The organism is Peribacillus frigoritolerans (genome assembly GCF_040250305.1).
Taxonomy (GTDB): Bacteria; Bacillota; Bacilli; order Bacillales; family DSM-1321; genus Peribacillus.
In genome coordinates, this window is sequence record NZ_CP158190.1 from 4,909,432 (window position 1) to 4,935,126 (window position 25,695).

The 25,695-nt window shown below is 43.0% G+C and carries 26 protein-coding genes, 1 riboswitch and 1 other annotated feature; of the genes, 12 read left to right on the forward strand and 14 right to left on the reverse strand.

Annotated elements, in window-relative coordinates:
* Positions 1-323: 323 nt before the first annotated feature.
* The 3 genes from leuS to ABOA58_RS24225 form a co-directional block, all read right to left on the reverse strand.
* Positions 324-2,738, reverse strand: coding sequence for a leucine--tRNA ligase (gene leuS / locus ABOA58_RS24215; protein WP_350300352.1), 2,415 nt, complete (start codon positions 2,736-2,738; stop codon positions 324-326).
* Between the two features lie 53 nt (positions 2,739-2,791).
* Positions 2,792-3,023 (reverse strand) — a binding site (T-box leader).
* 154 nt (positions 3,024-3,177) lie between these two features.
* Positions 3,178-3,441, reverse strand: a complete 264-nt coding sequence (locus tag ABOA58_RS24220; RefSeq protein ID WP_101225556.1) for a DUF2524 family protein — start codon at positions 3,439-3,441, stop codon at positions 3,178-3,180.
* A gap of 95 nt (positions 3,442-3,536) precedes the next feature.
* Entirely contained in the window at positions 3,537-4,043 is a 507-nt protein-coding gene (locus ABOA58_RS24225) for an SMI1/KNR4 family protein (RefSeq protein ID WP_350300353.1), read from the reverse strand.
* A 168-nt stretch (positions 4,044-4,211) separates the two neighbouring features.
* On the opposite strand from ABOA58_RS24225, the gene ABOA58_RS24230 reads away from it, so the two are divergent.
* From ABOA58_RS24230 to ABOA58_RS24240, 3 genes are all read left to right on the forward strand, one after another.
* On the forward strand, positions 4,212-5,171 hold the full coding sequence (locus ABOA58_RS24230; RefSeq protein WP_350300354.1) for a TIGR01212 family radical SAM protein: 960 nt from the start codon (positions 4,212-4,214) through the stop codon (positions 5,169-5,171).
* Positions 5,168-5,740, forward strand: coding sequence for a class I SAM-dependent methyltransferase (locus ABOA58_RS24235; protein WP_350300355.1), 573 nt, complete (start codon positions 5,168-5,170; stop codon positions 5,738-5,740). Before ABOA58_RS24230 ends, ABOA58_RS24235 begins: the two co-directional genes overlap by 4 nt.
* 135 nt (positions 5,741-5,875) lie before the next feature.
* Positions 5,876-6,271 (forward strand): hypothetical protein, encoded by a 396-nt coding sequence (locus tag ABOA58_RS24240; protein ID WP_350300356.1) that lies wholly within the window; start codon positions 5,876-5,878, stop codon positions 6,269-6,271.
* A gap of 67 nt (positions 6,272-6,338) precedes the next feature.
* Here the strand turns inward: ABOA58_RS24240 and ABOA58_RS24245 are convergent, their stop codons facing one another.
* Positions 6,339-7,142, reverse strand: coding sequence for an alpha/beta hydrolase (locus ABOA58_RS24245; protein ID WP_350300357.1), 804 nt, complete (start codon positions 7,140-7,142; stop codon positions 6,339-6,341).
* 210 nt (positions 7,143-7,352) lie between these two features.
* On the opposite strand from ABOA58_RS24245, the gene ABOA58_RS24250 reads away from it, so the two are divergent.
* The gene (locus tag ABOA58_RS24250) at positions 7,353-7,871 is read left to right on the forward strand and encodes a gamma carbonic anhydrase (protein ID WP_350302963.1); all 519 of its coding nucleotides are present in this window, start codon (positions 7,353-7,355) and stop codon (positions 7,869-7,871) included.
* A gap of 236 nt (positions 7,872-8,107) precedes the next feature.
* Here ABOA58_RS24250 and metK read toward each other — a convergent pair whose 3' ends face one another.
* Positions 8,108-9,301, reverse strand: a complete 1,194-nt coding sequence (gene metK / locus ABOA58_RS24255; protein WP_241594195.1) for a methionine adenosyltransferase — start codon at positions 9,299-9,301, stop codon at positions 8,108-8,110.
* A gap of 163 nt (positions 9,302-9,464) precedes the next feature.
* Positions 9,465-9,627, reverse strand: a riboswitch (SAM riboswitch).
* Positions 9,628-10,044: 417 nt separating this feature from the next.
* Between metK and pckA the strand changes: the two genes are divergently transcribed.
* Positions 10,045-11,631 (forward strand): phosphoenolpyruvate carboxykinase (ATP), encoded by a 1,587-nt coding sequence (gene pckA / locus ABOA58_RS24260; RefSeq protein ID WP_101225563.1) that lies wholly within the window; start codon positions 10,045-10,047, stop codon positions 11,629-11,631.
* A 965-nt stretch (positions 11,632-12,596) separates the two neighbouring features.
* Here pckA and ABOA58_RS24265 read toward each other — a convergent pair.
* From ABOA58_RS24265 to ABOA58_RS24275, 3 genes are read right to left on the reverse strand one after another with little or no spacing between them, the layout of a single operon-like run.
* Positions 12,597-13,898, reverse strand: coding sequence for a nucleotide sugar dehydrogenase (locus ABOA58_RS24265; protein ID WP_350300358.1), 1,302 nt, complete (start codon positions 13,896-13,898; stop codon positions 12,597-12,599).
* Positions 13,899-13,939: 41 nt separating this feature from the next.
* Complete coding sequence (locus ABOA58_RS24270; protein WP_350300359.1) at positions 13,940-15,256, reverse strand: glycosyltransferase; 1,317 nt, start codon at positions 15,254-15,256, stop codon at positions 13,940-13,942.
* 23 nt (positions 15,257-15,279) lie between these two features.
* The gene (locus tag ABOA58_RS24275) at positions 15,280-16,485 is read right to left on the reverse strand and encodes a glycosyltransferase family 4 protein (protein ID WP_350300360.1); all 1,206 of its coding nucleotides are present in this window, start codon (positions 16,483-16,485) and stop codon (positions 15,280-15,282) included.
* Between the two features lie 196 nt (positions 16,486-16,681).
* Between ABOA58_RS24275 and wecB the strand changes: the two genes are divergently transcribed.
* The 3 genes from wecB to ABOA58_RS24290 all read left to right on the forward strand — a co-directional run bounded on the left by wecB (position 16,682) and on the right by ABOA58_RS24290 (position 18,726).
* Positions 16,682-17,818 carry a non-hydrolyzing UDP-N-acetylglucosamine 2-epimerase gene (gene wecB / locus ABOA58_RS24280; protein WP_434547752.1) on the forward strand — a complete coding sequence of 379 codons (1,137 nt, stop codon included), beginning with the start codon at positions 16,682-16,684 and terminating at the stop codon, positions 17,816-17,818.
* 215 nt (positions 17,819-18,033) lie between these two features.
* On the forward strand, positions 18,034-18,204 hold the full coding sequence (locus ABOA58_RS24285; RefSeq protein WP_063595927.1) for a hypothetical protein: 171 nt from the start codon (positions 18,034-18,036) through the stop codon (positions 18,202-18,204).
* A 129-nt stretch (positions 18,205-18,333) separates the two neighbouring features.
* On the forward strand, positions 18,334-18,726 hold the full coding sequence (locus ABOA58_RS24290) for a VOC family protein (RefSeq protein ID WP_350300362.1): 393 nt from the start codon (positions 18,334-18,336) through the stop codon (positions 18,724-18,726).
* 71 nt (positions 18,727-18,797) lie between these two features.
* Here the strand turns inward: ABOA58_RS24290 and ABOA58_RS24295 are convergent, their stop codons facing one another.
* Together ABOA58_RS24295 and ABOA58_RS24300 are read right to left on the reverse strand one after the other, a co-directional pair.
* The gene (locus ABOA58_RS24295; protein WP_350300363.1) at positions 18,798-19,568 is read right to left on the reverse strand and encodes a sulfite exporter TauE/SafE family protein; all 771 of its coding nucleotides are present in this window, start codon (positions 19,566-19,568) and stop codon (positions 18,798-18,800) included.
* Positions 19,569-19,606: 38 nt separating this feature from the next.
* Positions 19,607-20,062: a DUF523 domain-containing protein gene (locus ABOA58_RS24300; protein WP_350300364.1), complete on the reverse strand. Its 456-nt coding sequence runs from the start codon at positions 20,060-20,062 to the stop codon at positions 19,607-19,609.
* A 134-nt stretch (positions 20,063-20,196) separates the two neighbouring features.
* On the opposite strand from ABOA58_RS24300, the gene ABOA58_RS24305 reads away from it, so the two are divergent.
* A complete protein-coding gene (locus ABOA58_RS24305; protein ID WP_350300365.1) occupies positions 20,197-20,619 on the forward strand; it encodes a hypothetical protein in 423 nt (140 codons plus the stop codon).
* Here ABOA58_RS24305 and ABOA58_RS24310 read toward each other — a convergent pair.
* Both ABOA58_RS24310 and ABOA58_RS24315 read right to left on the reverse strand, forming a co-directional pair.
* The gene (locus tag ABOA58_RS24310) at positions 20,608-20,850 is read right to left on the reverse strand and encodes a DUF2584 domain-containing protein (protein WP_101225571.1); all 243 of its coding nucleotides are present in this window, start codon (positions 20,848-20,850) and stop codon (positions 20,608-20,610) included. The genes ABOA58_RS24305 and ABOA58_RS24310 overlap by 12 nt on opposite strands.
* Before the next feature lie 48 nt (positions 20,851-20,898).
* Positions 20,899-21,687, reverse strand: a complete 789-nt coding sequence (locus ABOA58_RS24315; protein WP_241594698.1) for an alpha/beta hydrolase family protein — start codon at positions 21,685-21,687, stop codon at positions 20,899-20,901.
* 135 nt (positions 21,688-21,822) lie between these two features.
* On the opposite strand from ABOA58_RS24315, the gene ABOA58_RS24320 reads away from it, so the two are divergent.
* From ABOA58_RS24320 to ABOA58_RS24330, 3 genes are read left to right on the forward strand one after another with little or no spacing between them, the layout of a single operon-like run.
* Complete coding sequence (locus ABOA58_RS24320) at positions 21,823-22,824, forward strand: ABC transporter substrate-binding protein (RefSeq protein WP_402906582.1); 1,002 nt, start codon at positions 21,823-21,825, stop codon at positions 22,822-22,824.
* 27 nt (positions 22,825-22,851) lie between these two features.
* On the forward strand, positions 22,852-23,622 hold the full coding sequence (locus ABOA58_RS24325) for an ABC transporter ATP-binding protein (RefSeq protein WP_137019594.1): 771 nt from the start codon (positions 22,852-22,854) through the stop codon (positions 23,620-23,622).
* Positions 23,612-24,403, forward strand: a complete 792-nt coding sequence (locus tag ABOA58_RS24330) for an ABC transporter permease (protein WP_230160637.1) — start codon at positions 23,612-23,614, stop codon at positions 24,401-24,403. Before ABOA58_RS24325 ends, ABOA58_RS24330 begins: the two co-directional genes overlap by 11 nt.
* A 263-nt stretch (positions 24,404-24,666) precedes the next feature.
* Here ABOA58_RS24330 and ytkD read toward each other — a convergent pair whose 3' ends face one another.
* Together ytkD and ABOA58_RS24340 are read right to left on the reverse strand one after the other, a co-directional pair.
* Positions 24,667-25,137 (reverse strand): RNA deprotection pyrophosphohydrolase, encoded by a 471-nt coding sequence (gene ytkD / locus ABOA58_RS24335; RefSeq protein ID WP_350300366.1) that lies wholly within the window; start codon positions 25,135-25,137, stop codon positions 24,667-24,669.
* Between the two features lie 105 nt (positions 25,138-25,242).
* Complete coding sequence (locus ABOA58_RS24340; protein ID WP_245406464.1) at positions 25,243-25,593, reverse strand: hydrolase; 351 nt, start codon at positions 25,591-25,593, stop codon at positions 25,243-25,245.
* Positions 25,594-25,695 lie beyond the last annotated feature (102 nt).

The following is a 25,695-nucleotide window of genomic DNA, read 5'->3' on the forward strand; positions in this document are numbered from 1 at the left end:
AATAATTGGTTAAAAAATAACAGTACTATACCAAACTATCACACTGTAAAATTTTATCAACCAATTTTTTCCCTTTTTTATGTCAAATGCTTGATATATATGGCCATAGAGCTGAAAAATGATTCTCATGAACCAATTAAGCAAGATATTTGCGTTCCGATGGTCCTCTCATGACGATTGTAGATGTCCAATTGGTAGATTGATCGCTAATAGATTTAAATCGGTGAGAATCCTAATATGACCTAATCCCTATGTTCTGCCTGCCCACGAAAAAAAAGCTGCCCAGCAGTAAAAATATGCGGGACAGCTTCCAATCGATTTATTTAGTTTGCGACGATATTGACTAATTTGCCTGGTACGGCAATCACTTTACGAATGGTTTTCCCATCGATTTGTTCTTTGATGGAATCATCACCCATCGCGATTTCTTCCAGTTTTTCTCTCGTAGTGTCAGTCGGCACCATTAATTTCGCTTTGACTTTTCCGTTGATTTGGATGACGATTTCGACTTCGTTATCCACTAACTTCGCTTCGTCGAAAGCCGGCCATGTTCCGTACGTGATGCTCTCGGAATGGCCCAGTTTAGACCAAAGCTCCTCGGCGATGTGCGGTGCAACCGGTGCAAGCAGCTTTACGAAGCCTTCGATATATACTTTAGGAAGCGATTCCGCTTTATACGCATCATTAATGAATACCATCAATTGTGATATCGCCGTATTGAATTTCAATTCCTCATAGTTCTCGGTCACTTTTTTAACCGTTTGATGATAGACTTTTTCAAGCTTGCCCGTGTCATCCGTTTCGGTCATCTTATCTGTGATCGTACCGTCATCGTTGACTAATAAACGCCAGATGCGGTCAAGGAATCGGCGGGAACCGTCCAATCCGTTTGTGGACCAGGCAATCGAAGCATCCAATGGCCCCATGAACATTTCGTACATGCGAAGTGTATCGGCACCATGGCTTTCAACGATATCATCCGGGTTCACGACATTCCCTTTTGATTTACTCATTTTTTCATTATTCTCGCCAAGGATCATTCCTTGGTTAAATAGGTTTTGGAATGGCTCTTTCGTTGGCACGACACCGATATCGTACAGGAATTTATGCCAGAAACGAGCGTAAAGCAAGTGAAGCACCGCATGCTCAGCGCCGCCAATATAAATGTCGACCGGCATCCATTCTTTTAATTTTTCAGGATCTGCAAGTGCTTCCTTGTTGTCCGGATCGATATAACGAAGGAAGTACCAGCTGCTGCCTGCCCACTGTGGCATCGTGTTTGTCTCACGGCGTCCTTTTCGTCCATTTTCATCCGTTACATTCACCCATTCCGATATGTTAGCAAGTGGTGATTCGCCTGTACCTGAAGGCTTGATATCCGTAGCTTTCGGTAAAATCAATGGAAGATCTTCTTCCTTCACTGCAGACATCGTGCCGTCTTCCCAATGAATGATTGGAATCGGTTCACCCCAGTAACGCTGACGGCTGAATAACCAGTCGCGAAGACGGTATGTTATTTTCTTCGTACCGATTTCTTTTTCTTCCAGCCATTTGATCATGGTCGAAATGCCTTCTTCTTTATTCAATCCATCAAGGAATTCCGAATTCACATGAAGACCATCGCCTGTATATGCTTCACTTGTCACATCTCCGCCAGCTACGACTTCCTTGATCGGCAAGTCGAACTTGACTGCAAATTCATAATCACGCTCATCATGGGCAGGAACGGCCATGATTGCACCTGTTCCATAGCTGATCAACACGTAATCGGCAATCCAGATCGGCATTTTTTCGCCATTTACCGGGTTAATGGCATAAGCCCCCGTGAACACGCCTGATTTATCCTTGGCCAAGTCTGTTCTTTCCAAATCGCTTTTATGTTTCACTTCATCTAAATAGGCTTCAACCGCAGCTCTTTGATCAGCCGACGTAATCTTATCTACAAACTGATGTTCAGGTGCCAATACTGCATATGTTGCACCGAATAACGTATCCGGACGAGTCGTGAACACCGTGAATGTATCATCAAAGCCATCAATATTGAATGTAACCTCCGCTCCCTCGGAACGGCCAATCCAGTTACGCTGCATATCCTTGATGTTTTCCGGCCAATCCACATCGTTCAAATCGTCGATCAAGCGGTCTGCATACGCAGTGATACGAAGCATCCACTGTTTCATCGGGCGGCGCTCAACCGGATGACCTCCACGCTCACTTTTCCCATCGATGACTTCTTCATTAGCCAATACCGTGCCAAGTGCCGGACACCAGTTAACGGCAACTTCATCAATATATGCAAGGCCCTTTTCATATAATTTCAAGAAGATCCACTGCGTCCATTTGTAATAGTCGGGATCTGTCGTGTTTATTTCGCGATCCCAGTCATAAGAAAAACCTAGGGCTTTGATTTGGCGGCGGAACGTGTTGATGTTGTGCTCCGTGAATTCGGCTGGATCATTGCCCGTATCGATCGCATATTGCTCTGCCGGAAGTCCAAAAGCGTCCCAGCCGATCGGATGCAATACATTATACCCCTGCGCCCGTTTCATCCGTGCCAGGATATCGCTTGCCGTATAACCTTCCGGGTGCCCCACATGAAGACCTGCCCCTGAAGGATATGGGAACATATCCAGCGCGTAGAATTTACGTTTGCCGCTTTCTTCACCTGTCTTGAATGTCTTATTGCCTTCCCAATACTTTTGCCATTTCGTTTCTATGCTCCTATGGTCAAAACTCATATGATTTCCTCCTAATTTCCGTATAAAAAACAATAAAAAACCCCTCATCCCAAAATAGGGACGAGAGGATTATGTATATCTTCCCGCGGTACCACCCACATTGGCGATAGCTAAAATCCGCCCAGCTTAAAATATCCGTAACATGGATTAAAACGCCAGGCATTACTTTTCACCTTCACACCCGGGACTCCAAGGCGAGTTCACGACCATCCCAGGTTGACTTGCACCACCCGTCAACTCTCTTTACTGGTTTAAACCGTTACTATTCCTCATCATAGTCTTTATGAGAATATTGGATTTTATTACATTCTAGTCAATTTCAACGATAATTGCAATAGCCGTACATAAACATTATCGACAGGTTTTTCTTTATATATGCGAATTCAAGAAAAATCGTGCAAAAAAGGGAGCTATTCATTCATAGCTCCCTTGCTTCCATTTAATGTCGCAGTAAAGTCATTTCATTCCTCAATTGATTCAACTGCTGCTTCATCCGCGAAAGCATTTCCCGTTGCTGGTCATTCGAACTGGCATACAATCGTTCCATATCCGTCAAAGCCTCTTCGATATACCTTTGCGAATTTTGAAATTGTTCATCATCATAATGCTCCTGCCGTGAGGCCTCGTTGAATTCAAACTCTGCAAAATGGAGAGCACCTTCACATTGCTCTAAAAAATGATCGACGGATTGTCTGGTTGCCATTTCAAACCCTCTCCTTCGAATCTCATTTGGATGATTCGGAATCATCTTGTCTAGTTTGAGCAAATAACGGGTGGATTATCATTTTTTTTGAGCAATCAACCTTTATCCCAAAACTTTTCACCTTGATGGGAAATGAATTGCTCAATCCATTCGGCAAAACCCATGTGGAGTTTCTCGCCTTCTTCAAAATCATCGATATGGCCTTTTACCATTAAATACTCCTTATCGCCTTTAGCGACGGCTTCCCCATCAATGACGATATTATCTTGATAAATGCAGGCCACTTTATAGCATCCCTCGTAGGAATTTTCATATGTGTAATTAATAATATCATCCAGGCTGTATAAATCATTTTCCCCGCCCGATTCTCGTGTTTCGAACAGACGGCATCCATTGGTTATTTTTAAAAACTCCTTATAATCCTCGGGCAGAAGCAGTCCGGTTTTCTTTTCAAAGGAATGAATTTGTTCATCCGAAGCAGGTGAATTGAAGGTGCAAGTGGCTTTGTATATGAATCCATCTTCATTTTCTTCGATCACCTGATTATTTTCGGCTAATTTCTTTTTCATTTGATTAATCGCTTCTTCAACTTGACCGGTCATGTCCATCAGCTCCCGATTGGATATAGTCATTCAAAGATATACTGGAAATAGCAGCAAAATGTTTAGCCCTCAAGTATACAGTATACGCTTATTTTTCAAAAAAAGACCTAGCTGCGAGAATGTTGTATAATATATGTTGCGATTTAATTTATTTAGGAGGTTGCTGATTTGAATCAGGCAAACCCGTTTATATATGCAACGGATAACAAACGATATCATACATGGAATTACCACCTGAGGGAACATTTTGGACATAAGGTTTTTAAAGTTGCCCTGGATGGCGGCTTTGACTGCCCGAACCGTGATGGCACCGTCGCACATGGCGGCTGTACCTTCTGCAGTGCCTCAGGCTCTGGTGACTTTGCGGGCAACAGGGTTGAACCCCTCGACGTCCAGTTTAAGAAGATCAGCGAACGGATGCATCACAAATGGAAAGATGGAAAATATATGGCCTATTTCCAAGCGTTCACGAATACGCATGCCCCAGTGGAAGAACTTCGCGAGAAATATGAAAGTGTATTGACCCAGGAGGGTGTCGTCGGTCTCTCCATTGCGACACGTCCGGATTGCCTTCCAGATGATGTAGTCGAGTATTTAGCCGAATTGAACGAACGGACCTACCTTTGGGTGGAGCTGGGTCTCCAGACAGTTCATGAAAAGACCGCGACGATGATCAACCGTGCCCATGACTTCGATAGCTACAAAGAAGGCGTCGATAAACTGCGGAAACATGGGATCCGCATATGCTCCCATATCATCAATGGCCTTCCTCAGGAAGATTACGGCATGATGCTGGAAACAGCCCGGGAAGTTGCCAAACTCGATGTGCAGGGGATAAAGATCCATTTACTTCATTTATTAAAAGGGACACCGATGGTCAAACAATACGAAAAAGGCCTGCTCGAGTTTCTTGACCGTGACGATTATGTCAGCCTGGTATGTGACCAGCTGGAAATAATCCCTCCAGAAATGATCGTTCACCGCATTACGGGTGACGGTCCGATCGATTTGATGATCGGTCCAATGTGGAGCGTCAATAAATGGGATGTCTTGAACGCCATTGATGCCGAATTGAAACGCCGTAACAGCTGGCAAGGAAAAAATCATCATACGGAGGTACAATCATGAAGCTTGACCGAATTTTGCCATTCGCCAGGATTCTGCTTGAAAAAGCGGTCCATCCCGGGGATATAACCATTGATTGCACGATGGGCAACGGTTTTGATACGGTCTTTCTTGCAGGACTTACAGGTGAAAACGGGCATGTCTATAGTTTTGATATTCAGAAAGAAGCGATCCAAACCACAGCGGCGAAACTAAAGGCCGAGAATTTACAAGAGTGCTGCACCCTCATTCACGATGGGCATCAACATTTGAGCAAATACATCGGGAAAGAGCATTCCGGAAAGGTCACGGGTGCCATATTAAACCTGGGCTACCTTCCTGGCGGTGACAAATCAATCATCACCCAAGCCGATACGACGATATCAGCCATTGAACAGCTATTCGAACTGCTGGCGCCTGAAGGCATCATCATCCTCGTCATTTACCATGGTCATCCAGGGGGATCGGCAGAACGGGATGCATTGATGGATTATGTACAGAACTTCCCTCAACAGAAAGCCCATATCCTGAAATACGGGTTCATCAACCAATCAAACAATCCGCCATTCATTGTCGCGATTGAAAAGAGATGATAAATCTGACACCGTTCTGTTCGAACGGTGTTTTTTCAATCCCAACTCGCAGAAGCAGAATTACCAATCACAACATTTTGAATTTTTCGTCTATAATGATTATAATGATAGAAAATAGATAAGAGGGTGCAGAAAATGGAACATTTGCCTACTTCATTACTGACGGATATATTGTCTGAAAAAATCAAAAGGGATTCAAGTGAACAATACGGGGAGTTTGTCAGCTCGCTTAACTCGTTGACAGAAAACCAAAAAACCATGGAGGACCTCAAACAATTCGATCACCATTTTGATAGGTTCCTGCCACAGCTCGATTTAATGATTTCCACTCAAAACCATGAAGCGATCATGAATATGAAAGCGACGCTTTTGGACCTATTCGCCAATGACTTAACCTTCAAATCCATTTATCTTCTATCAACCGCATTATCCAATAAAAAAGAACTTACACACTTGAACCAATTTATGTACCCGGTTACTTTCTGGGCACCGGTGATCAAGTCGAACGAGTTGCTTAAAAACGCAGGCTGATTCAAATAAAAAAACTGCCGAAGGTCTAACCTCGGCAGTTTTTTATTTATCCTGAAGTATGTACTGATCAAACGACATACCCTAATATTTTTAAACGGTTTTCAACAAAACTCAGTGCATATTGAAATACATCATCACGCTCTGGTTCATTGAAGATTTCATGATATAGCTTCGGCCATTCCTTATATTGCTTTTCACTGGCCAAGTTATAATTAAACCACTCACGAACCGCCTTCTTGTTCACGACTCGGTCATCTCCACCCTGCATGACCAAAAGCGGCACATCCTGAAATTCAGGAATCTCTTCAAAAGCATCCTTCATAGCCTGTGCAAGCTCGCGATACCAGCGAACCGAAACCCTTGTGATATATAATGTATCGTTTCTATCGGATTCACGGATTTCTGCGCTTCTCGTCGCCATTTCAGGTGTCAATCCAGATTCAACCCTGAACTTAGGCATCACGATGTTCAAACCATGCGAGATGGTTGTAAGGAACTTCGGCGGCTTCGTCACGAGGCCCAAGCATGGAGAAGAAAGAATTACCCCTGCAATGTCCCATTCCTCTTCCTGAAGAAGGCGTATCGAAATCAAACCACCCATGCTGTGTCCAAGTAAAAAGACCGGCAACGAATATTCGTAAGCCTCTTCTATCCAGCTTTTCACTTCGTCCAAATACTCATCAAAGGAATCGATATGTCCCCGGTAGGCGCGAGTAGTCATACCCTGCCCAGGAAGGTCGCCCATGACGACATGGTATCCAGCCGAAAGCCACATTTGTGTTACCCACTTATAACGTCCGTGATGTTCCATTGCCCCATGAATGATGACAATGACGCCCTTTGCGTCTCCTTCTGTCTCCCATTTCCACATTCGAAATCCCCCTTTCACTTTTCACTTGTTGTGTACGATCCATGATAGTTAAAATAATATATATAAATTATAACCATATTCGTGATTTTCGACAAAAAAGAAATCTAACAAGTTGTACATTGCTATTATAAATAGCCAAGTGTATATGCATACGGTATATTAAAATAATACATAAAAACACTCACTTCGGAAAGGAAATGATTGAAAATGATTATTTATCCGTATAAAGGCAAAGAACCTGAAATCGCCGAAAGCGCTTATATTGCTGAGAATGCTGTCGTGACAGGTGATGTCAAAATTGGCGACGAAACATCAATTTGGTTCAATTCCGTCATTCGCGGTGATGTATCCCCAACCATCATCGGGAAAAAAGTCAGTATACAGGATAACAGCGTCCTGCACCAAAGCCCAAATAATCCATTGATCATCGAGGATGAAGTAACCATTGGCCATCAGGTCATTTTACATAGCTGTAAAGTCCGTAAAGGAGCTCTGATCGGCATGGGATCGATTGTACTTGATGAAGCCGAAATCGGCGAAGGGGCCTTCATCGGTGCCGGCAGTCTCGTTCCCCAAGGTAAAGTCATTCCACCGAACATGCTGGCATTCGGACGCCCAGCTAAAGTCATTCGCGAAATCAACGAAGAAGATCGCCAGGATATGGAACGCATCGTTCGCGAATATGCCGAAAAAGGACAATACTATAAAACGGCGGAACGAATAAAGTGAATTAACTGAAAGTTACGAGTATTGTACTCAAACTCACGAGTAAACGTTCCAAATTCATGAGTAACGCTTCAACCTCACGAGTAGATGACCCAAACAAACTTGTAAACGACCTTAACTCACGAGTTTTGCACATATTTTATATTTCTTTGGGATTTCTTGAATTATTCCCGCTGAGGGTAAAATTAATCCACAAAAAAAGGTGCCCCGCAAATTGCGGGACACCTTTTTTATATGATTTACGCTTGTGCTTTTAATGTTTCTGCTTTGTCCGTACGTTCCCATGGAAGATCGACATCTGTACGGCCAAAGTGTCCGTATGCAGCTGTTTGTTTGTAGATCGGGCGACGAAGGTCAAGCATTTTGATGATGCCAGCTGGACGAAGGTCGAAGTTGGCGCGAACTAGGTCAACAAGGACTTCTTCGCTAACTGTACCAGTTCCGAACGTATCAATTGAAATCGATACAGGCTCTGCCACACCAATTGCGTATGCCAATTGAACTTCCGCTTTGTCGGCAAGGCCTGCTGCCACGATGTTTTTCGCAACGTAACGAGCAGCGTATGCAGCAGAACGGTCAACTTTAGTAGCATCCTTACCAGAGAATGCACCGCCGCCATGACGAGCGTATCCGCCGTAAGTATCGACTATGATTTTACGTCCAGTAAGACCAGCATCCCCTTGAGGTCCGCCAATTACGAAACGGCCAGTAGGGTTGATGAAGTATTTAGTTTGAGCATCGATCAATTCAGCTGGAACGACAGCTTTGATCACATGTTCTTTTAGATCTGCTTGAATTTGTTCAAGTGTAATTTCTGCATCATGCTGTGTAGAGATAACGATCGTATCTACACGTACGGGACGGTTATTCTCATCATATTCCACTGTTACCTGTGTTTTACCATCAGGGCGTAGGTAAGCAAGAGTTTCATCTTTACGAACTTGAGCCAAGCGGAATGAAAGTTTATGCGCCAATGAAATCGGAAGCGGCATAAGCTCTTCTGTTTCATTACAAGCAAATCCGAACATAAGACCTTGGTCCCCTGCACCGATTGCATCGATTTCTTCCTCAGACATGTTTCCTTCACGAGCTTCCAATGCTTTATCGACACCAGCTGCGATATCGGCAGACTGCTCATCAATGGAACTCAACACGGCACAAGTTTCAGCATCGAAACCGTATTTCGCACGTGTGTAGCCAATTCCTTTAATCGTATCACGAACGATACGCGGAATATCCACGTAAGCGGACGTTGTAATTTCACCAGCAACAAGTACAAGACCTGTTGTTACACTAGTTTCACACGCAACACGTGCATTTGCATCCTTAGCTAGGATAGCATCTAAAATGGAATCTGAAATCTGATCACAAATTTTGTCCGGATGGCCCTCTGTAACAGATTCAGAAGTAAATAGACGTTTCTTTGACATCATATTTCCTCCTTGGAAGTTAGTATGTTGTAGGCATAAGCCTGTTTTTTACGGAACTCGTTTCCCTCATTAGTTTCAACTATAGACACAGAATTACTTATAAAAAACACAAAAACCTTCCCTGGCAAATGAGGAAAGGTTTAAAATTCTGTCTTCTATCCTTTCACTCTTATCGTTCAAGGGTTTTTTACCTTGCTCAGGTTAGCACCATCACCACTATTCCTTGAAGATCTTCGCTTTATTTTCGGCGATCGATCTTGGAGTCAAGTTCAATATGGCAGGTTGCTGGGTTTCAAAGGGCCTGTCCCTCCACCAACTCGGGATAAGAGAATCCGTACAATTTAAGATATTATCGTATCTGCTTGGAATTTGTCAATGCTTTTCTAAAAAGAACATTTCCGCCCAGTATGGCGTTCATTTGAAAAACATGTTGATACAGCGCCTTAGAAGGGTTTACAATGCAAAATACGAATAGAAATGTTGAAAATTGCCATTAATAATAAGTATTAAGCAAACGAAAAACGACTTCACCATTGGAAATATATTGCTTACTTACTTCCTATTAAAATAAAATTGACTTCATTAAAGTATATGTGTTAAATCCTGACTCGGTTCCTGCCGGAATAAATGATTAACGCGACCAACTGAAAATAATCACAAATTAGAAGAAATAGTATAGACTATTTAAATGAATGTGTTATACTAATTGTAATCTAAAAACTTAAACAAAGGAAGGTACCTCATATATGAATTCTGTAGATGTTTCTAATGAGTTACACCAGTTATTAACAGGAAACAATGTGCAAACTCAACTTTCAGTTCCTCAATTGGTCGAAAAAGTATTAAGCAGAAATGAAGGCGTTTTAACATCAACAGGCGCAGTAAAAGCTGAAACTGGCAAATATACTGGTCGTTCACCTAAAGATAAATTTATCGTGGAAGAAGCATCCGTTAAAGATAAAATCGATTGGGGTTCAGTGAACCAGCCAATTTCCGAAGATGTGTTCAATAAACTATATAATAAAGTAGTTGACTACCTAAAAGCAAAAGAAGAGATTTTTGTTTTTAAAGGTTTCGCTGGTGCAGACGAATCATCTCGTCTTCCAATCCGTGTTGTTAATGAATATGCTTGGCATAACCTTTTCGCCCATACTTTGTTCATCCGTCCAAATGAAGAGGAACTAAGAGGTCACGAAGCTGAATTCACAATCCTTTCTGCACCTAACTTCAAAGCAGACCCAGAAGTGGACGGAACCACTTCCGAAACTTTCATCATCGTTTCATTTGAACGCCGTACCATCCTGATCGGCGGAACGGAATATGCAGGAGAAATGAAAAAATCGATCTTCTCGATCATGAACTACTTACTTCCAGAGGCTGGAATCCTTCCAATGCATTGCTCTGCTAACGTAGGACGTGAAGGGGACGTCGCTTTATTCTTCGGACTGTCCGGTACAGGCAAAACAACTTTATCAGCAGACACTAGCCGTAAACTGATTGGCGATGACGAGCACGGCTGGTCTTCTAACGGCGTATTCAACATCGAAGGCGGCTGCTATGCGAAAACGATCAATCTTTCACGTGAAAAAGAACCACAAATTTTCGATGCAATCCGTTTCGGTGCCGTATTGGAAAATGTTGTTGTTGATCCGGATACACGTGAAGCGAACTATGATGACAGTTCATTGACTGAAAACACTCGTGCTGCTTACCAAATGCAAGCGATCGATAACATCGTGAACCCAAGTATTGCAGGACACCCAAATACAATCATTTTCTTAACAGCTGATGCTTCAGGCGTTCTGCCTCCAATCAGCAAGCTCTCCAAAGAACAGGCAATGTTCCACTTCCTAAGTGGATACACTAGTAAATTGGCTGGTACTGAAAGAGGCGTAACTTCACCGGAAGCTACATTCTCCACTTGCTTCGGATCACCATTCTTACCGCTTCCAGCTCAACGCTATGCTGAGATGCTTGGTGATAAAATTGACGAGCACAATGCAAAGGTATATCTTGTCAACACTGGATGGACTGGCGGAGCATACGGAACTGGAAGCCGTATGAAACTTGCTTACACTCGTGCAATGGTACAAGCGGCACTTGAAGGTGAATTAGCGAACATCGAAACGATCAAAGATGATATCTTCGGCTTGGATATCCCGCTTCATGTTCCTGGTGTTCCTGATGAAGTGCTTCAGCCAATCAAGACTTGGGCAGATCCTGCCGCTTATAAAGAAGCAGCAACGGACCTTGCCGCACAATTCCGTGCTAACTTCAAGAAATTCGGCAGCGTTCCAAGTGAAATCGAAGAACTTGGCGGACCGACAGCTTAATAAATTACACAAAAGGACCAAGCTCTTGCTTGGTCTTTTCAGTTTGTCGACAAGAAATGTCTCATTCCCGAACCATGATTTCAAAACATTACTTGGTTAACCTTCATGGTTTACTTTTTGAATGGAATCCCCAGAAATTTGCTACAATCCTGCAACTGGCTATCCAAGACCCCGCTAGATACATCAGCGAGTAGTCCGAATAGTGAGGTGTAGATCGAATAAATTTGTGAACGGCCGAATAATGTGTAGTGTAGGTGGATTAACGGCAACAACGGTCGAATATAGTGCCCTGGAGGTCGATTAACGGCGACAACGGTCGAATATAGTGCCCTGGAGGTCGATTAACGGCGACAACGGTCGAATATAGTGCCCTGGAGGTCGATTAACGGCGACAACGGCCGAATAATGTGCACTGGAGGTGGATTAACGGCGACAACGGCCGAATAATGTGCACTGGAGGTCGATTAACGGCGACAACGGTCGAATATAGTGCCCTGGAGGTCGATTAACTGCAGTGAACGGTCGAATAAAGTGCACTGGAGGTCGATTAACTGCAGTGAACGGTCGAATATAGTGCCCTGGAGGTCGATTAACGGCGACAACGGTCGAATATAGTGCCCTGGAGGTCGATTAACTGCAGTGAACGGTCGAATATAGTGCACTGGAGGTCGATTAACGGCGACAACTGCCGAATATAGTGCACTGGAGGTCGATTAACGGCGTCTTAGGTCAATAGTTCGTTCTAGGTCGAATAACGCCGGCAACGGCCTAATATCTGGCCAGCCAAGCCCCAGCCAGATTGTTTGGCGGAAAGGAAGCTGAATTTCTGAAACCAACTGGAACGTTTCTACAGTCTGAAAGGACCAACTCTTGCATGGTCCTTATCTTCATTGGAAAAAGGGCACTGTCATAGTCAGCGCCCCTTAATCCTTATTCCAATATGGATTTTTTTGTCCAAGTTTTTTTTAAATGATCGCTTTATTCCTGGCTTTTTTCATGGACATCGTTTTGTATTGATATATATTGCCCAGGTTGGCCACCGGGACATCTGTTTTAGTTGCATCAATGCAATTGCGTGTATCCAAAATCAATTTATTTCTCATGAGATTTGATAGATTATCATAATCCATTTGTTTAAATTCATCATGGTCGGTCAGGACAAGTATCAAGTCGGCATCATTTACAGCGTCTTCCACTGATACGACTGGCATCTTTCCAGATTGGACATGCGGGTCATGCAAGGATACATCCATGTTTTCCATCCCCATCAAGATATTGACGACATCAATGGCTGGGCTTTCACGAATATCATCTACATTTCCTTTGTATGCAAGACCGAAAACAGCTACTTTTGGCTTCCGGATCCCCTCTAGCATCATCCTTACGGAATTAACGATATAATAAGGCATCGATACGTTGGTATCGCGGGCCAATTTAATGATTCTCGCTTGCTCTGGTGCCTTTGCAACGACGAAATACGGATCGACCGCTAAACAATGGCCGCCAACTCCTGGTCCTGGTTGGTGTATATTGACACGAGGGTGTTTGTTTGCCATCGATATGACATCCAAAACATTGATGTCCAGCTCGAAACAGATTTTCGTCAGCTCATTCGCAAGGGCGATATTGACATCCCTGAAGGTGTTTTCCATCAGTTTGGACATTTCAGCCGTTTTCGCATCCGTCTGAATGATCTCCCCTTGAACGAAGGTTTTGTAAACAAGACTTCCTTTATATGAGCATGTTTCCGTGATGCCCCCGACGATACGGTTATTATGAACCAACTCTTCAAGAATCCTTCCAGGTAAAACGCGTTCCGGACAATGAACGAGGAAAATGTCTTTTCCGATGGTAAGGCCCGTCCTCTCAATCATCGGTTTAATATGATCATCCATGCTTCTTGGCGCTATCGTCGATTCGATAATGATGACATTCCCTTTTTTGATAAAAGGAAGAATGTTTGAGGTTGCATCCATGACATGAGTTAAATCACAGGATTGATGCATGTCCTTTTTATTTGGAGTAGGTACCGCGATGATGAAAACATCCGCATGTTCCGGGCTTAACGTAGCCCGGAACTTATTGGTAGTAAGCACTTCTTGCAATACCTCCTCCAATCCTGGTTCTTCGATATGGAGCCTGCCGCTATTCAAATTGGAAATAATCTCAGGATGGATATCCACGCCGACAACATCGACACCGTGTTTCGCAAACATTAAAGAAGTTGGAAGTCCTATATAACCAAGTCCGATTGTACAAAGTTTCATATAAACCACTCCTATCTATTTTTCTGCTACACTCAAATTTGTTAGGCTGTTTGATAGATTTCGATAAAGATTTCCTTCTCTTGTTTCCAATTGTATTTTTGTCGCGCCTTCAGGCAGTTTTGGCTCATTTCCGCCCTTTTTTCAGGATGCTTCAATAAGTAATTGACACCTTCGGCAATTGATTTTGGATCATGTGAATCGACACACACACCGATTTTTTCCGTATCGACAACCTTTTGAATTTCAGGAAAGCTGCAGGCAACCACAGGAACACCGCTCATCATGTATTCAAACAATTTATTTGAAGAAGCGGAGTAGTGATTAAAGCAGACATTATTCAATATTTGAAAACCTAAATACGCATTTTTTGTATAATGGAGCAGCTCGTCGACCGGAACCTTCGGCAGGAACTTCACACGATGCTCCAGATTCATGTCGCTTACTTTTTTCATTAATTCATCCTTGATCCTTCCATCCCCGATAAAAACTACCGTCCCGCCCTCGATCATCGGTACAGCATCAACCAATTGCTCTAACCCTCTTCCCATTTGAACGCCGCCTTGGTATAACAATATCGGTTCATTCTCTGGCAAATCGAGCAGCTCATGCAAATTCACGGCCGTACTTTCCTCAGGATTGGTTGGAATCGGGTAGTTATGGACCACCTTGGGATATAGACCATATAAGTCTTCGTTATACTTAGCTCTCGTATGGTTTTCGGCAATCATTTCATCAACGAACATTAATAGGAATTTCTCCATCATCCCGTAAATCCGGCTATTATATCCCGTCCTGCTCGTTTGTACCTCATGTGAGTCATAAATCAGCTTTTTCCTTCTCAACCATTTACTGCTGATCGCTCCCTGCAAGAGCGTATTCAAGTCATTCGAATGGTAAAAATCATATTTCCTTTTCCGGCCATGATAGATCATTTGACCAAAAATGTAGCTCCTCGTTAATAGTGTCGGCAGCTTCGTTTTAGTGATCATCACGGTGCCCATCGCTAGGAGTGCAAGGGAACCGAACAGTATTGCCGATCCCAACCAGCCGTTGATCAAGTTCAAATTCCACAACGTATTCCAGACCAATAAGGCCAATAGAACGATTTCAAACTTCTTTTTCTTCAATTTGCCTACGATCCTGAGAATCTTATGAAGCGCCTCCCAGCGGTTATTCACCCTGGTGACCGAGAAACCATTTTGGTGTTTCTCCTTTTTGGCCAAACCCTCGATTTTCCAATTATGAATGGCAATTAAATCGACTTCATAACCCGCTTCAGTAAGTGCTGTGCATTCTCTTAGAACCCTCGCATCGTTCGTAAAGTGATTCCACACGAACATACATACTTTCTTCGCCATGTTGTCCTCCACTTCCGGATTTTTCAGCCTGAGGCTTCCATCACGTTGATGAGACCTTTAATATTTTTAGACCATTGAAAATGTTGTTTAGCATACCGATGACCGTTTTCCCCCAGTTCTTCACGAAGAGCTGGATCTGAGGCCATTGTCAATATATGCTGACAGATTTCATCAACATTTCTGCTCTCTGCTACCAACCCGCATTTCGCCTCAGATAGCATCTTCTTGGCCCTGCCGTCCACATCTCCGACAATGGGTATTCCGACACACATATAATCGATGATTTTACCAGGCAGCACCTTATTGAAGACTTCCTTTTCAACCAAGCTCACATAGGCAATATGGGACGTTGAAACTTCATGAAGAGTCACTCTTCGATTCATCGCATTAATCATCTTAATATTTGTCAGCCCTCTAGAGCTTATCTCCTTCTCCACTTCGGATATCCGATATCCATATCCAATCATCGAGAATTCGATTTGTTTATGTTCCCTTAGCTTTTCAGCTACGGCTATCAGTTTTTTCAAGTCCTGGGCCAGTCCGATATTCCCCGCATAAACGACCTTGATTACCTTTTCCGATACGGGTGTAAGCAAATTCTTTAAAGTCAGCTCATCCGCAGTAAGCGAATTGGGGATGTATTGGATGGCCTCCTCCTTGACTCCCTTTGCAACGATATAATCCCTGAAACCAGGACTATTGATGATAATGAAATCTGAATGCCGATATAGCTTCCTTTCCAGGAAGAAAGCGACTTTCAAAACCCACTTATTAGTAAATACTCCTACTCCTATCAACGATTCCGGCCATAAATCCCTGACATCGGTAATGAGTTTCGCCTTCATCTTTTTCTTGGCGATCAACGCCGCCAATGTCGGGAAGATCGGCGGGGTCGTGGCAAACACATAATCATATTTTTTTTCGAGACGGATGATTGTATAAATGAAAAGCCACATCGCTTCAAGATAATGAAGCAACCGCTTCCCCATATTGCTTGTATACCTCTTCACTTTGTCCGGTTTAATCCTGATGACATCCTCTTCAATGCTTTCTTCATCCCAAAACTTTGTATCTTGATATAAACTTTGATTAGGATAACTCGGCTTCAATGTGATGACCGTTACCTCAAATCCGTTTCTTTTCAAATGGAGATATATATTTTTCATTCTATTTCCCGCACTTCCGATTTCCGGATAAAAGTTTTGCACGATCATCAGGACGCTTTTCATATTCGCCTATCACCTCTATTCTGCTTTGCTTTACTTCATGCTTTATATTGTAAATGCCAGATATTAACTGAAGGTTAAAGAAATATAAAGTCCTTATTAATATTGTAAAAATTCTGTTAATTATTGTTTCATTTTCATATTTCCCATGAACTTCCCGTTATAATGGGGGAGACATTCAGAATGGGAGGAAATGAGCATGCCTAAACAACGTATTAAGGTCATGACCGTATTTGGTACAAGACCAGAGGCTATCAAAATGGCACCAGTCGTTTTGGAACTGAAAAAGCATCCAGAAGAAATAGAAACCATCGTGGTGGTCACCGCCCAGCATAGGGAAATGCTCGACCAAGTCTTGCAATGTTTTCAAATAAAGCCAGATCACGATTTGGATATGATGAAGGATAGACAAACATTAGAAGAGATAACAACTCGAGGGCTTGAAAAATTGAGTTCGCTCATGAAAGATATAAAACCGGATATCGTCCTCGTTCATGGGGATACAACGACAACTTTCATCGCAAGCTTGGCAGCTTTCTATAATAAGATACAGATTGGCCACGTTGAAGCTGGTCTCCGGACTGGTAATAAGTATTCTCCATATCCTGAAGAAATGAATAGGCAGCTGACAGGCGTCCTGGCTGATTTGCACTTTGCGCCAACAAATCAGGCGGCAGAGAATCTAATTTTGGAAAATAAAAAGAGTGATTGTATCCATATTACTGGAAATACGGCAATCGATGCGTTGAAAACAACAGTACGGAAAGATTATGAACATCCGATTCTATCTGGTTTGAATGGAGATCGTATGTTATTGATGACAGCGCACAGACGAGAAAATATCGGAAAACCAATGGAAGAAATATTCCGTTCCGTCAAACGGCTGCTGGAAGATCACTCGGATATCCAAGTTGTTTTCCCGCTTCATAAAAACCCAGTAGTCCGTGAAATTGCTTACCGGATATTTGGTGAAACGGAAAGACTTCACTTAATAGAGCCGCTTGAAGTACTTGATTTTCATAATTTTGCGGCGCATGCCCATCTAATATTGACAGATTCCGGAGGGGTGCAAGAAGAAGCTCCCTCACTTGGTGTTCCTGTCCTTGTGTTACGCGATACAACAGAACGTCCGGAAGGAATCGATGCTGGTACCCTTTTATTGGCAGGAATTGAGGAAGAACGAATTTATCAATTAGCCTCAGACTTACTTACAAATGAAGAAACCTATAAAAAAATGGCGACAGCTTCCAATCCATATGGAGATGGATTCGCTTCACAGCGGATTGTCGATATCCTATTAACGCATTGCGGAATGAAATCCCCCCTTCTATTATGAAAAATAAAATAGTGAGAAAAGCCTGTCACGTAAAGCGGCAGGCTTTTTCTATTCAGTCAGATTATGAAACGGCTGCTTCCATTTTCATTAGCGAAGGATTAAAGCAAAGTCCAATTTAGATTTGAAAATGTTAAATACATATGTGATAGTTTGGGTAGATCAAAGTATCATTGAAGTCAATCGTATTAGATTAAAACCTGCTTGGAGGTGTTGTAATGTTCGGGAAAGATCCCAATTGTGTTAAATGTGGTAAAGAAATTAAGGGGGACGAAGTCGTTCTTGTGAAAATGCGTTATCCGAAGCGTAAAGGGATGACTGAAATTAAAGCATATTTAAAAAATGAAGGAAGTTTCATCTGCGAAGCTTGTTTCGATAAGAAAATTTGATTTTAATTTTTTGGATGGGGAACTGAACATAACTCACAATCTAAAATGCAGCTAAGCCCCCGTGAATATAAAGGAGGATTAGATTCCCCCGTCGAATTGATAGTCATGACACGAAACAGGAGGATTAGTATGAAAAATCAAGTTACCCCCTATTTAATCTTCGATGGACAAGCAAAAGACGCATTAGCCTTTTATGCAGAGATTACCGATATGCAAACCTACGGGGAAGCTAATTTCCCAACACCTGAAGAAGCGAATGACCTTGTCCTGCATGCCAAAATCAAAAAAGGCGATATGTTGATCATGGTATCCGATACGTTTCCAGGCAATCCCTTTGAAGCCGGGAATAATGTTGCGTTGGTCCTCGAATGTGAAAGCGACTCGGAAATCAAGCATTTATATAAGGTTATGTGTGAACAAGGATTATCCTTAATGGAACTGCAAGATACCTTTTGGGGAGCTAAGTATGGTAAGGTCAAGGATCAATTTGGCATTCACTGGGATTTGAATTTAACAAAATGAATGTAAAATGGCCGAAAATACGATTTGTATCCCCGGCCATTTTCAATATTAATCATTCGCGGAACACTCCATCAAAAAATATGAAAATAATTAAGAACATTTTTTCCAATCAATAAAAGCGTGACGCAAATGAATAATATACGGACATAGGAAGCACCTTTCTTAATGGCGAAGTTCGTTCCTACCAAAGCTCCCGCGACCATTGCAAGGCCCATCGGGATTCCATAGGCAAAATTAACGGTCCCCATAGATAAAAAAATGATAAGTGCGGCAATATTGCTTCCAAAATTCAATATTCTTGCATTCCCTGCAGCCTGGACAAAATCAAACCCAATGATCAATAATGAAAATAATAAAAAGGAACCTGTGCCTGGTCCAAGAAAACCATCATAAAAACCAATCGCAAATATTATGACTATCAAAAGAATCATTTTCTTCCTTGTCAGCCCTTTATACTTTGCATCTTTACCCCAATCCTTTTTTACCAACGTATAAATCGCGACAATGACCAGCAAGATCAAAATGAGGGGCTTCAGTATCTCTGCGGAAACGAAATGTACAATGTATGCTCCTAACGCCGCTCCAATCACGGTAATCGGAAACAGCTTGATGACGAATTTGAAATCCACTTTTCCAGCCCGAATGAATGAAATCGTACTCGTTAAAGATCCCATGGTACCCGCCAGCTTGTTAGTGGCAAGTGCCGCTGAAGGCGAAATCCCCGTGAACAATAATGCCGGAATGGAAATTAAACCGCCCCCGCCCACAACGGAATCGATGAATGCGGCAATAAAACCCGCAAGTACTAAAAATAGCAAAGTATAGAGATTGATATCCTCCATGTATTCCCCTTCTTTCAAAAGCACTATCTAAAATGCCATTACTCTTTTTCATATAACCCTTCCTCTGATATGACAATGAATCCATGCCGCCTAAGCAAAGCCGCGGTCACGCCATTCCCGCCCTTCTTCTCCCCCTTGAATTCGCCATTATAAATCGTGGCACTCCCACAGGATGGACTATTTTCTTTTAAAACGACTAACGTCGCCCCTACTTCCTGGGCTTTCAATAACGTAAGATTGGCTCCCTTTATGTACAATTCCGTTACATCCCGGCCCGACTTCTCGATGATCTTCGCTTTTCCATCAAGGACATCCCCACCTTCACCGCCAACTATCTCAGCAGGCTCCCTCGGTGTCGAAAAACCGCCAAGCAACTCAGGACAAACCGCTATAGCCTTTTTCTCCCTCATTAATTCCATAATTCCATCATCCAGGCTATGTGTACCATTGTATCTTACCTCAAGACCCGCTAAACAAGCACTCACCAAAATCATCAAATCCCCCCGCCTCATGCGCTTTCCACCATTTTACCACTTAGGTTGGATTATTGGTGCAGAGGTCGAATTTGTTGATGCGTAGGTCGAATTATAAGCGTTTACGGTTGAATTGTTGGTGCGGGGGTCGAATTATGGGTGTGTACGGTCGAATCTATTGGTGCGGGGGTCGATTATGGGTGTGTACGGTCGAATCTATTGGTGCGGGGTCGAATTATGGGTGTGTACGGTCGAATCTATTGGTGCGGGGGTCGATTAAGGGTGTGTACGGTCGAATCTATTGGTGCGGGGTCGATTATGGGTGTGTACGGTCGAATCTATTGGTGCGGGGGGCGAATTATAAGCGTTTACGGTTGAATTGTTGGTGCGGGGGTCGAATTATGGGCGGTTACGGTCGAATTTGTTGGTGCGGGGGGCGAATTATAGGCGGTTACGGTCGAATTGTTGGTGTACAGCGCGTATCTTTCGCACATCTGGTCGAAATCTGCCACACAATACAAAAAAGCGCTTGCAGCGAAGACGATTCCCGGCAAGCGCTTGTCTATTTAGTTAGTTGAGTTCAGTGATAGTAGTTGGTACGTAATGATGGTCTTTTCACTGGTCCATTCAATTTTTTGGATAACGGCTGTTCCGCTTGAGTCAGATTGAATGGTTTTGCGGACATCGATTGGAATATCGATAGGGTATAATCTGTATCCAGCTTTCGACAGCCGAAAAATGTTTTCTTCTTCACGGGTTTCGTTCCCTTTTGTAACGATCATGGTATTTAGCTCCATAGGCATGCCCATGTGTATCTCCTCCTTGCCAATATACTTAGTATATACTTCATTCTATCATTATTCGGTTTTACTTTTCATCCAAGATGTTAAATCTTCGACTACTTTTCTGTTCACGGCCGGTGGGAAGTAATGTGTGAATTGAGGGAAATACCAGCTTTCGACCTCTTTGTCATGCATTTTCAACCTTTTTTCCAACCGGTACGCGTGTTCAATGGCGACATTATCATCTTTTTCACCATGAATGATCAGTACGGGTACATTCAAATCTTCAATCGCAAACAATGGCGTACGGTATTCATATTGATCGGGGCATTTTTTAGGTGTACCGCCGATGACCCGCTTCATCATCCGACGCATATCGACACGTTCGACATATGTTAAAAACATATCCGACACTCCACCCCATGTAACGATCGACGCTGCATTCCTGCAGTATATCCCCGTCCAAAGCGCCATGATGCCACCACGGGAAAATCCAAGGATATGAATGTGATCCTTATTCACTCTGGGATGCTGTTCAAGAAGATTGAATCCTGATATCGCATCGAATCTATCTTCGCCTCCAAAATCCTCATCTCCCTCTCCGCCTTGATTCCCACGGTAAAAAGGGGCAAAAACGATGAAACCTTCTACGGCATACTGCACGATCCTAGCGGGCCTCACCTTGCCGACATTTTTAATACCGCCGCGTAAATATAAGAAGGCATCATGTATTTCGCCATCAACCGGTTCAGCCAGCAACCCCTTTACCTTCAGGCCTTGTGATATGTACGTAACTGAATAAAGATGGATTCGTGGATGCGGTGATGGAAACCGCCGTTTTGAAATAATCGTTCCGTTCTCCAATTTCCACTCTCCTTTCTCTTTAATCTTATTGTAAAACATCCGCTTGTTTTTATCCCCTGCGAGGCATTCACATTTTTTTCTTCCGTTCATACGATAATGTAGGCAAAATACCTATATATCAAGGAGGAAGGAATTTTGAAAAAATGGTGTAAAGCAGGTGTCGTATTTTTACTTCTGTGCATGCTGGTAATCCCGCTTGGAGCATGCGGCAACAAGGAACAGGAAACAACGAAGGTCAGGGTTGCCGAAGTAACCCGTTCCCTTTTCTATACACCTCAATATGTAGCTATTGAAAAAGGATTTTTTAAAGATGAGGGTCTCAGCATTGATTTGAAAACGACGGCAGGCGGCGACAAGACGATGACCACGCTTCTGTCAGATGGGGCGGATATTGCTCTCGTTGGCTCTGAAACATCGATTTACGTTCAGGCACAAGGTTCGAACGACCCCGTCATCAACTTCGCTCAATTAACACAGACGGATGGAACGTTTCTTGTTTCACGTGAAAAAATTGACAACTTCAATTGGGATATGCTGAAAAACTCTACATTCCTGGGCCAGCGAAAAGGCGGGATGCCGCAAATGGCCGGCGAGTTCGTATTGAAAAAACATAACATAGACCCGAAAAAAGATTTGAACCTCATCCAGAACATTGATTTTGCGAATGTCGCAACTGCCTTCGCTTCCGGAACCGGCGATTTTGTTCAACTGTTTGAACCAACGGCCAGTGTGTTTGAAAAAGAAGGAAAAGGCTATATCGTCGCTTCTTTCGGCACCGAGTCCGGGCACCTTCCCTATACAGTTTATATGGCTAAGGAAAGCTATTTGAAAGAAGACAAAGAGACTGTCGAAAAATTCACGAGGGCATTGAAGAAAGCACAGGATTGGGTTCAGGAAAATGATGCTGCCGAAATTGCCGAAGTCATTCAGCCGTATTTTGAGGATACCAATATCGAAACGATGGAAACAGTTATCAACCGTTACAAAGAACAAGGTTCCTTTGCCACCGACCCCATCCTTGATGAAGAAGAATGGAACAATCTGCAAAACATCATGGATGAAGCAGGCGAGCTGCCTTCACGTATAAGCCATGAAGAGCTGGTCAATACCGATTTTGCTGAAGAAGTCACAAAATAGCATAGCTAAAGGTAAGGAGGATGTCAGATGAGCTTTTTAAAAATCCAAGACATTCACCATACTTATTTTTCAAATCAGACGGCAGCGACCGCACTAGCGGACATTTCCCTCGACATTGAAAAAGGTGAATTCGTCTCTTTTCTAGGTCCGAGCGGCTGCGGAAAAACCACCCTGCTTTCCATCATCGCTGGGCTATTTCCGCCCACTGCAGGAAAGATCCTGCTCGAAAACAAACCGCTGAAAGCCAACAGTGACCTTTCAATCGGCTATATGCTGCAGCAGGATTATCTATTTCCATGGAAGACGATTGAAGAAAATATATTATTAGGATTGAAACTGATTAAAAAAGATGAAGGCCTTGAGAGAATAAAAACGTTGAAACTTTTAAGTGACGTTGGATTGGGAGGCACCGGAAAATTATATCCGCGCGAACTCTCGGGAGGAATGAGGCAAAGGGCTGCACTGGCACGGACACTGGCGGTCGACCCAAAAATCCTTTTGCTTGATGAACCGTTTTCGGCTCTTGATTACCAAACGAAGTTGAAGCTGGAAGACCTTGTTTTTGAAACCCTGAAATCCTTCGGAAAGACAGCTGTGCTCGTCACCCATGATATCGGTGAAGCCATTGCAATGAGTGACCGCATCTATCTGTTTTCCGCGAACCCGGGAAGTGTGCACAAAACCTTCAAGGTGCCCGATGAACTGCGGGAACTCACGCCTTTCCATGCACGCAACCATCCACAGTATCCGACGCTATTCCAAACGATCTGGAAGGAGCTTGAGAGCCTTGAATATTGAACAGCTTCATAACCAATATAAAACCTCATTAAAAAAAGAAAACAGGCTCATTCGCTTTTATCAGATCCTGATTTTCATCGTTTTTTTCAGCAGTTGGGAACTTTTATCCAGAATGGAAGTGATCGATCCGCTCATCTTCAGCTCCCCAACTAAAGTGTGGCATCTTTTCATACAGAAATTGGGTGATGGAACACTGCTATCCCATTCCGGAGTGACCCTATTCGAGACCGTTCTCGGCTTTATCATAGGGACACTGCTTGGAACGATCCTGGCATCCCTGCTATGGTGGTCGCCAAGATTATCCAAAACACTTGACCCCTATCTCGTCATTTTAAATGCCATGCCGAAAGTGGCACTCGGCCCCATCATCATCGTAGCATTCGGCCCTGGCTTTCCATCCATCATCTCGATGGGGGCGATCATCTCCATCATCATAACCACCATCGTCGTCTACACCGCATTTCGTGAAGTGGACCCGAACTACCTGAAGGTGCTCCAAACTTTTGGCGCCACAAGAACACAAGCTTTTCGGGAAGCCATATTACCCGCCTCCTTCCCAACGATCATCTCAACATTGAAAGTGAATGTCGGCCTCTCCTGGGTCGGCGTCATCGTAGGGGAATTCCTTGTTTCAGCTAAAGGACTCGGCTACCTAATCATTTATGGCTTTCAAGTCTTCAACTTCACCCTCGTAATGCTTGCCTTAATGATCATTGCCGTATTTGCCACAATCATGTATCAACTAGTCGAACTGCTCGAGAGAAAATTAATCAAAGACTAACCAAACTGCCGATAAACCTCGGCAGTTTTTTCATTCATGCTTGAGGTGAAATATGAATTTAATTGAGTTTCGGATGTTTACTTGTGGTTCGGGCGTTTACTCGTGAATTTTGTCTATTTACTCGTGAATTTCGGCGATTTACTCGTGAATTCAAGCGGTTTACACGTAGCCTCGCCGGTTTACTCGTGAATTCCGGCAATTTACTTGTGAATTTCGACCATTTACTCGTGAGTTTCGACCATTTACTCGTGAATACCGGCTATTCAATCGTTTCTCAGCAAAGTGCCCTCATCCAGTCTTGATAAGCTCAACGGTACAATCTCATCTTTCATGATGAAGCTAAACTCCTCACCGAGTATATCCGGCAATGCCTCCAAAAAGACCGGGCCATCCGTTTCCAGGTAATTTTGTTTCTTTTCTACCCCACGCAATGCAGCATAGTATATCGATTTAACAAATGGTTTGACTGGATGATGTACCTTATATTGTCCCAAAAATTGCAGTTGGCCCACCAAGCCTCCTGTTTCTTCATACACTTCCCGTATGGCTGTTTCTTCAATCGATTCCCCTTCTTCCCGTTTGCCTCCAGGGAACTCCAATCCCCGTTCTCTGTGTTTGGTCAATACCCAACTGCCCTTATATCTGCTGAGTACAAAAACATGCCAAGACTCTCCAAAGACAGGATTCTCGGAGAATTCGACCTTATATCCATTCTTATCAAGAAAACGTTTCATTTTTCCCCTTCTCTCCGTATAAGAAATAATGCAATGCCCTTCATTCATTATATGGGTAAAAAAAAACACTATCCAGCAAGAATCCATCAAAAAAACGATGGACCCTCAATATTCGAGGCCATCGTCTGTTGGTTTTGCCTGTAGTATCCCCATGCTTTCTATATGCCGTCTTCCTTCTTCAGTACCCAGGGCATAAATCATCTCGTAAATTTTTTGGAGAGTGATATCCTGTTTATCATTTTCACGGTCAAAATGATATTGAAGGTATGGGACATGTGCCCGATAAAAATTTTCTTCCCCTACTGAATAATTATAATCAAATAATTCACGCAATTTGATGATTTCATTATCTGTCGCCTCGATTTCGAAATTCCATGGAGAACTTTCCCTATCTTGTGTTATCTGCCCATTCGGAAGCCAAATGTAATATTTTTTCCTGTTTTCAGACACATCCATCCACCCTTTCCATATATCCTACGCTTATTTTTCACGTATTTCCCTACTTCATACAATGGAAAATTTTGTTTACAGAAGAACAAAGATGTTAAATAATAGATT

What these genes read in the sequence shown, in the direction of transcription:
- ABOA58_RS24300 (WP_350300364.1), bottom strand. Translation starts at nt 20,062, where the DNA reads ATGATTTTGGTGAGTGCTTGTTTAGCGGGTCTTGAGGTAAGATACAAT.
- wecB (WP_434547752.1), top strand. Translation starts at nt 16,682, where the DNA reads ATGCCTAAACAACGTATTAAGGTCATGACCGTATTTGGTACAAGACCA.
- ABOA58_RS24310 (WP_101225571.1), bottom strand. Translation starts at nt 20,850, where the DNA reads ATGGGCATGCCTATGGAGCTAAATACCATGATCGTTACAAAAGGGAAC.
- ABOA58_RS24340 (WP_245406464.1), bottom strand. Translation starts at nt 25,593, where the DNA reads ATGGATGTGTCTGAAAACAGGAAAAAATATTACATTTGGCTTCCGAAT.
- ABOA58_RS24220 (WP_101225556.1), bottom strand. Translation starts at nt 3,441, where the DNA reads ATGGCAACCAGACAATCCGTCGATCATTTTTTAGAGCAATGTGAAGGT.
- leuS (WP_350300352.1), bottom strand. Translation starts at nt 2,738, where the DNA reads ATGAGTTTTGACCATAGGAGCATAGAAACGAAATGGCAAAAGTATTGG.
- ytkD (WP_350300366.1), bottom strand. Translation starts at nt 25,137, where the DNA reads ATGAAACGTTTTCTTGATAAGAATGGATATAAGGTCGAATTCTCCGAG.
- ABOA58_RS24285 (WP_063595927.1), top strand. Translation starts at nt 18,034, where the DNA reads ATGTTCGGGAAAGATCCCAATTGTGTTAAATGTGGTAAAGAAATTAAG.
- ABOA58_RS24295 (WP_350300363.1), bottom strand. Translation starts at nt 19,568, where the DNA reads ATGGAGGATATCAATCTCTATACTTTGCTATTTTTAGTACTTGCGGGT.
- ABOA58_RS24270 (WP_350300359.1), bottom strand. Translation starts at nt 15,256, where the DNA reads ATGGCGAAGAAAGTATGTATGTTCGTGTGGAATCACTTTACGAACGAT.
- ABOA58_RS24225 (WP_350300353.1), bottom strand. Translation starts at nt 4,043, where the DNA reads ATGACCGGTCAAGTTGAAGAAGCGATTAATCAAATGAAAAAGAAATTA.
- ABOA58_RS24265 (WP_350300358.1), bottom strand. Translation starts at nt 13,898, where the DNA reads ATGAAACTTTGTACAATCGGACTTGGTTATATAGGACTTCCAACTTCT.
- ABOA58_RS24245 (WP_350300357.1), bottom strand. Translation starts at nt 7,142, where the DNA reads ATGTGGAAATGGGAGACAGAAGGAGACGCAAAGGGCGTCATTGTCATC.
- metK (WP_241594195.1), bottom strand. Translation starts at nt 9,301, where the DNA reads ATGATGTCAAAGAAACGTCTATTTACTTCTGAATCTGTTACAGAGGGC.
- ABOA58_RS24290 (WP_350300362.1), top strand. Translation starts at nt 18,334, where the DNA reads ATGAAAAATCAAGTTACCCCCTATTTAATCTTCGATGGACAAGCAAAA.
- ABOA58_RS24325 (WP_137019594.1), top strand. Translation starts at nt 22,852, where the DNA reads ATGAGCTTTTTAAAAATCCAAGACATTCACCATACTTATTTTTCAAAT.
- ABOA58_RS24275 (WP_350300360.1), bottom strand. Translation starts at nt 16,485, where the DNA reads ATGAAAAGCGTCCTGATGATCGTGCAAAACTTTTATCCGGAAATCGGA.
- ABOA58_RS24235 (WP_350300355.1), top strand. Translation starts at nt 5,168, where the DNA reads ATGAAGCTTGACCGAATTTTGCCATTCGCCAGGATTCTGCTTGAAAAA.
- ABOA58_RS24305 (WP_350300365.1), top strand. Translation starts at nt 20,197, where the DNA reads ATGGGTGTGTACGGTCGAATCTATTGGTGCGGGGGTCGATTATGGGTG.
- ABOA58_RS24240 (WP_350300356.1), top strand. Translation starts at nt 5,876, where the DNA reads ATGGAACATTTGCCTACTTCATTACTGACGGATATATTGTCTGAAAAA.
- pckA (WP_101225563.1), top strand. Translation starts at nt 10,045, where the DNA reads ATGAATTCTGTAGATGTTTCTAATGAGTTACACCAGTTATTAACAGGA.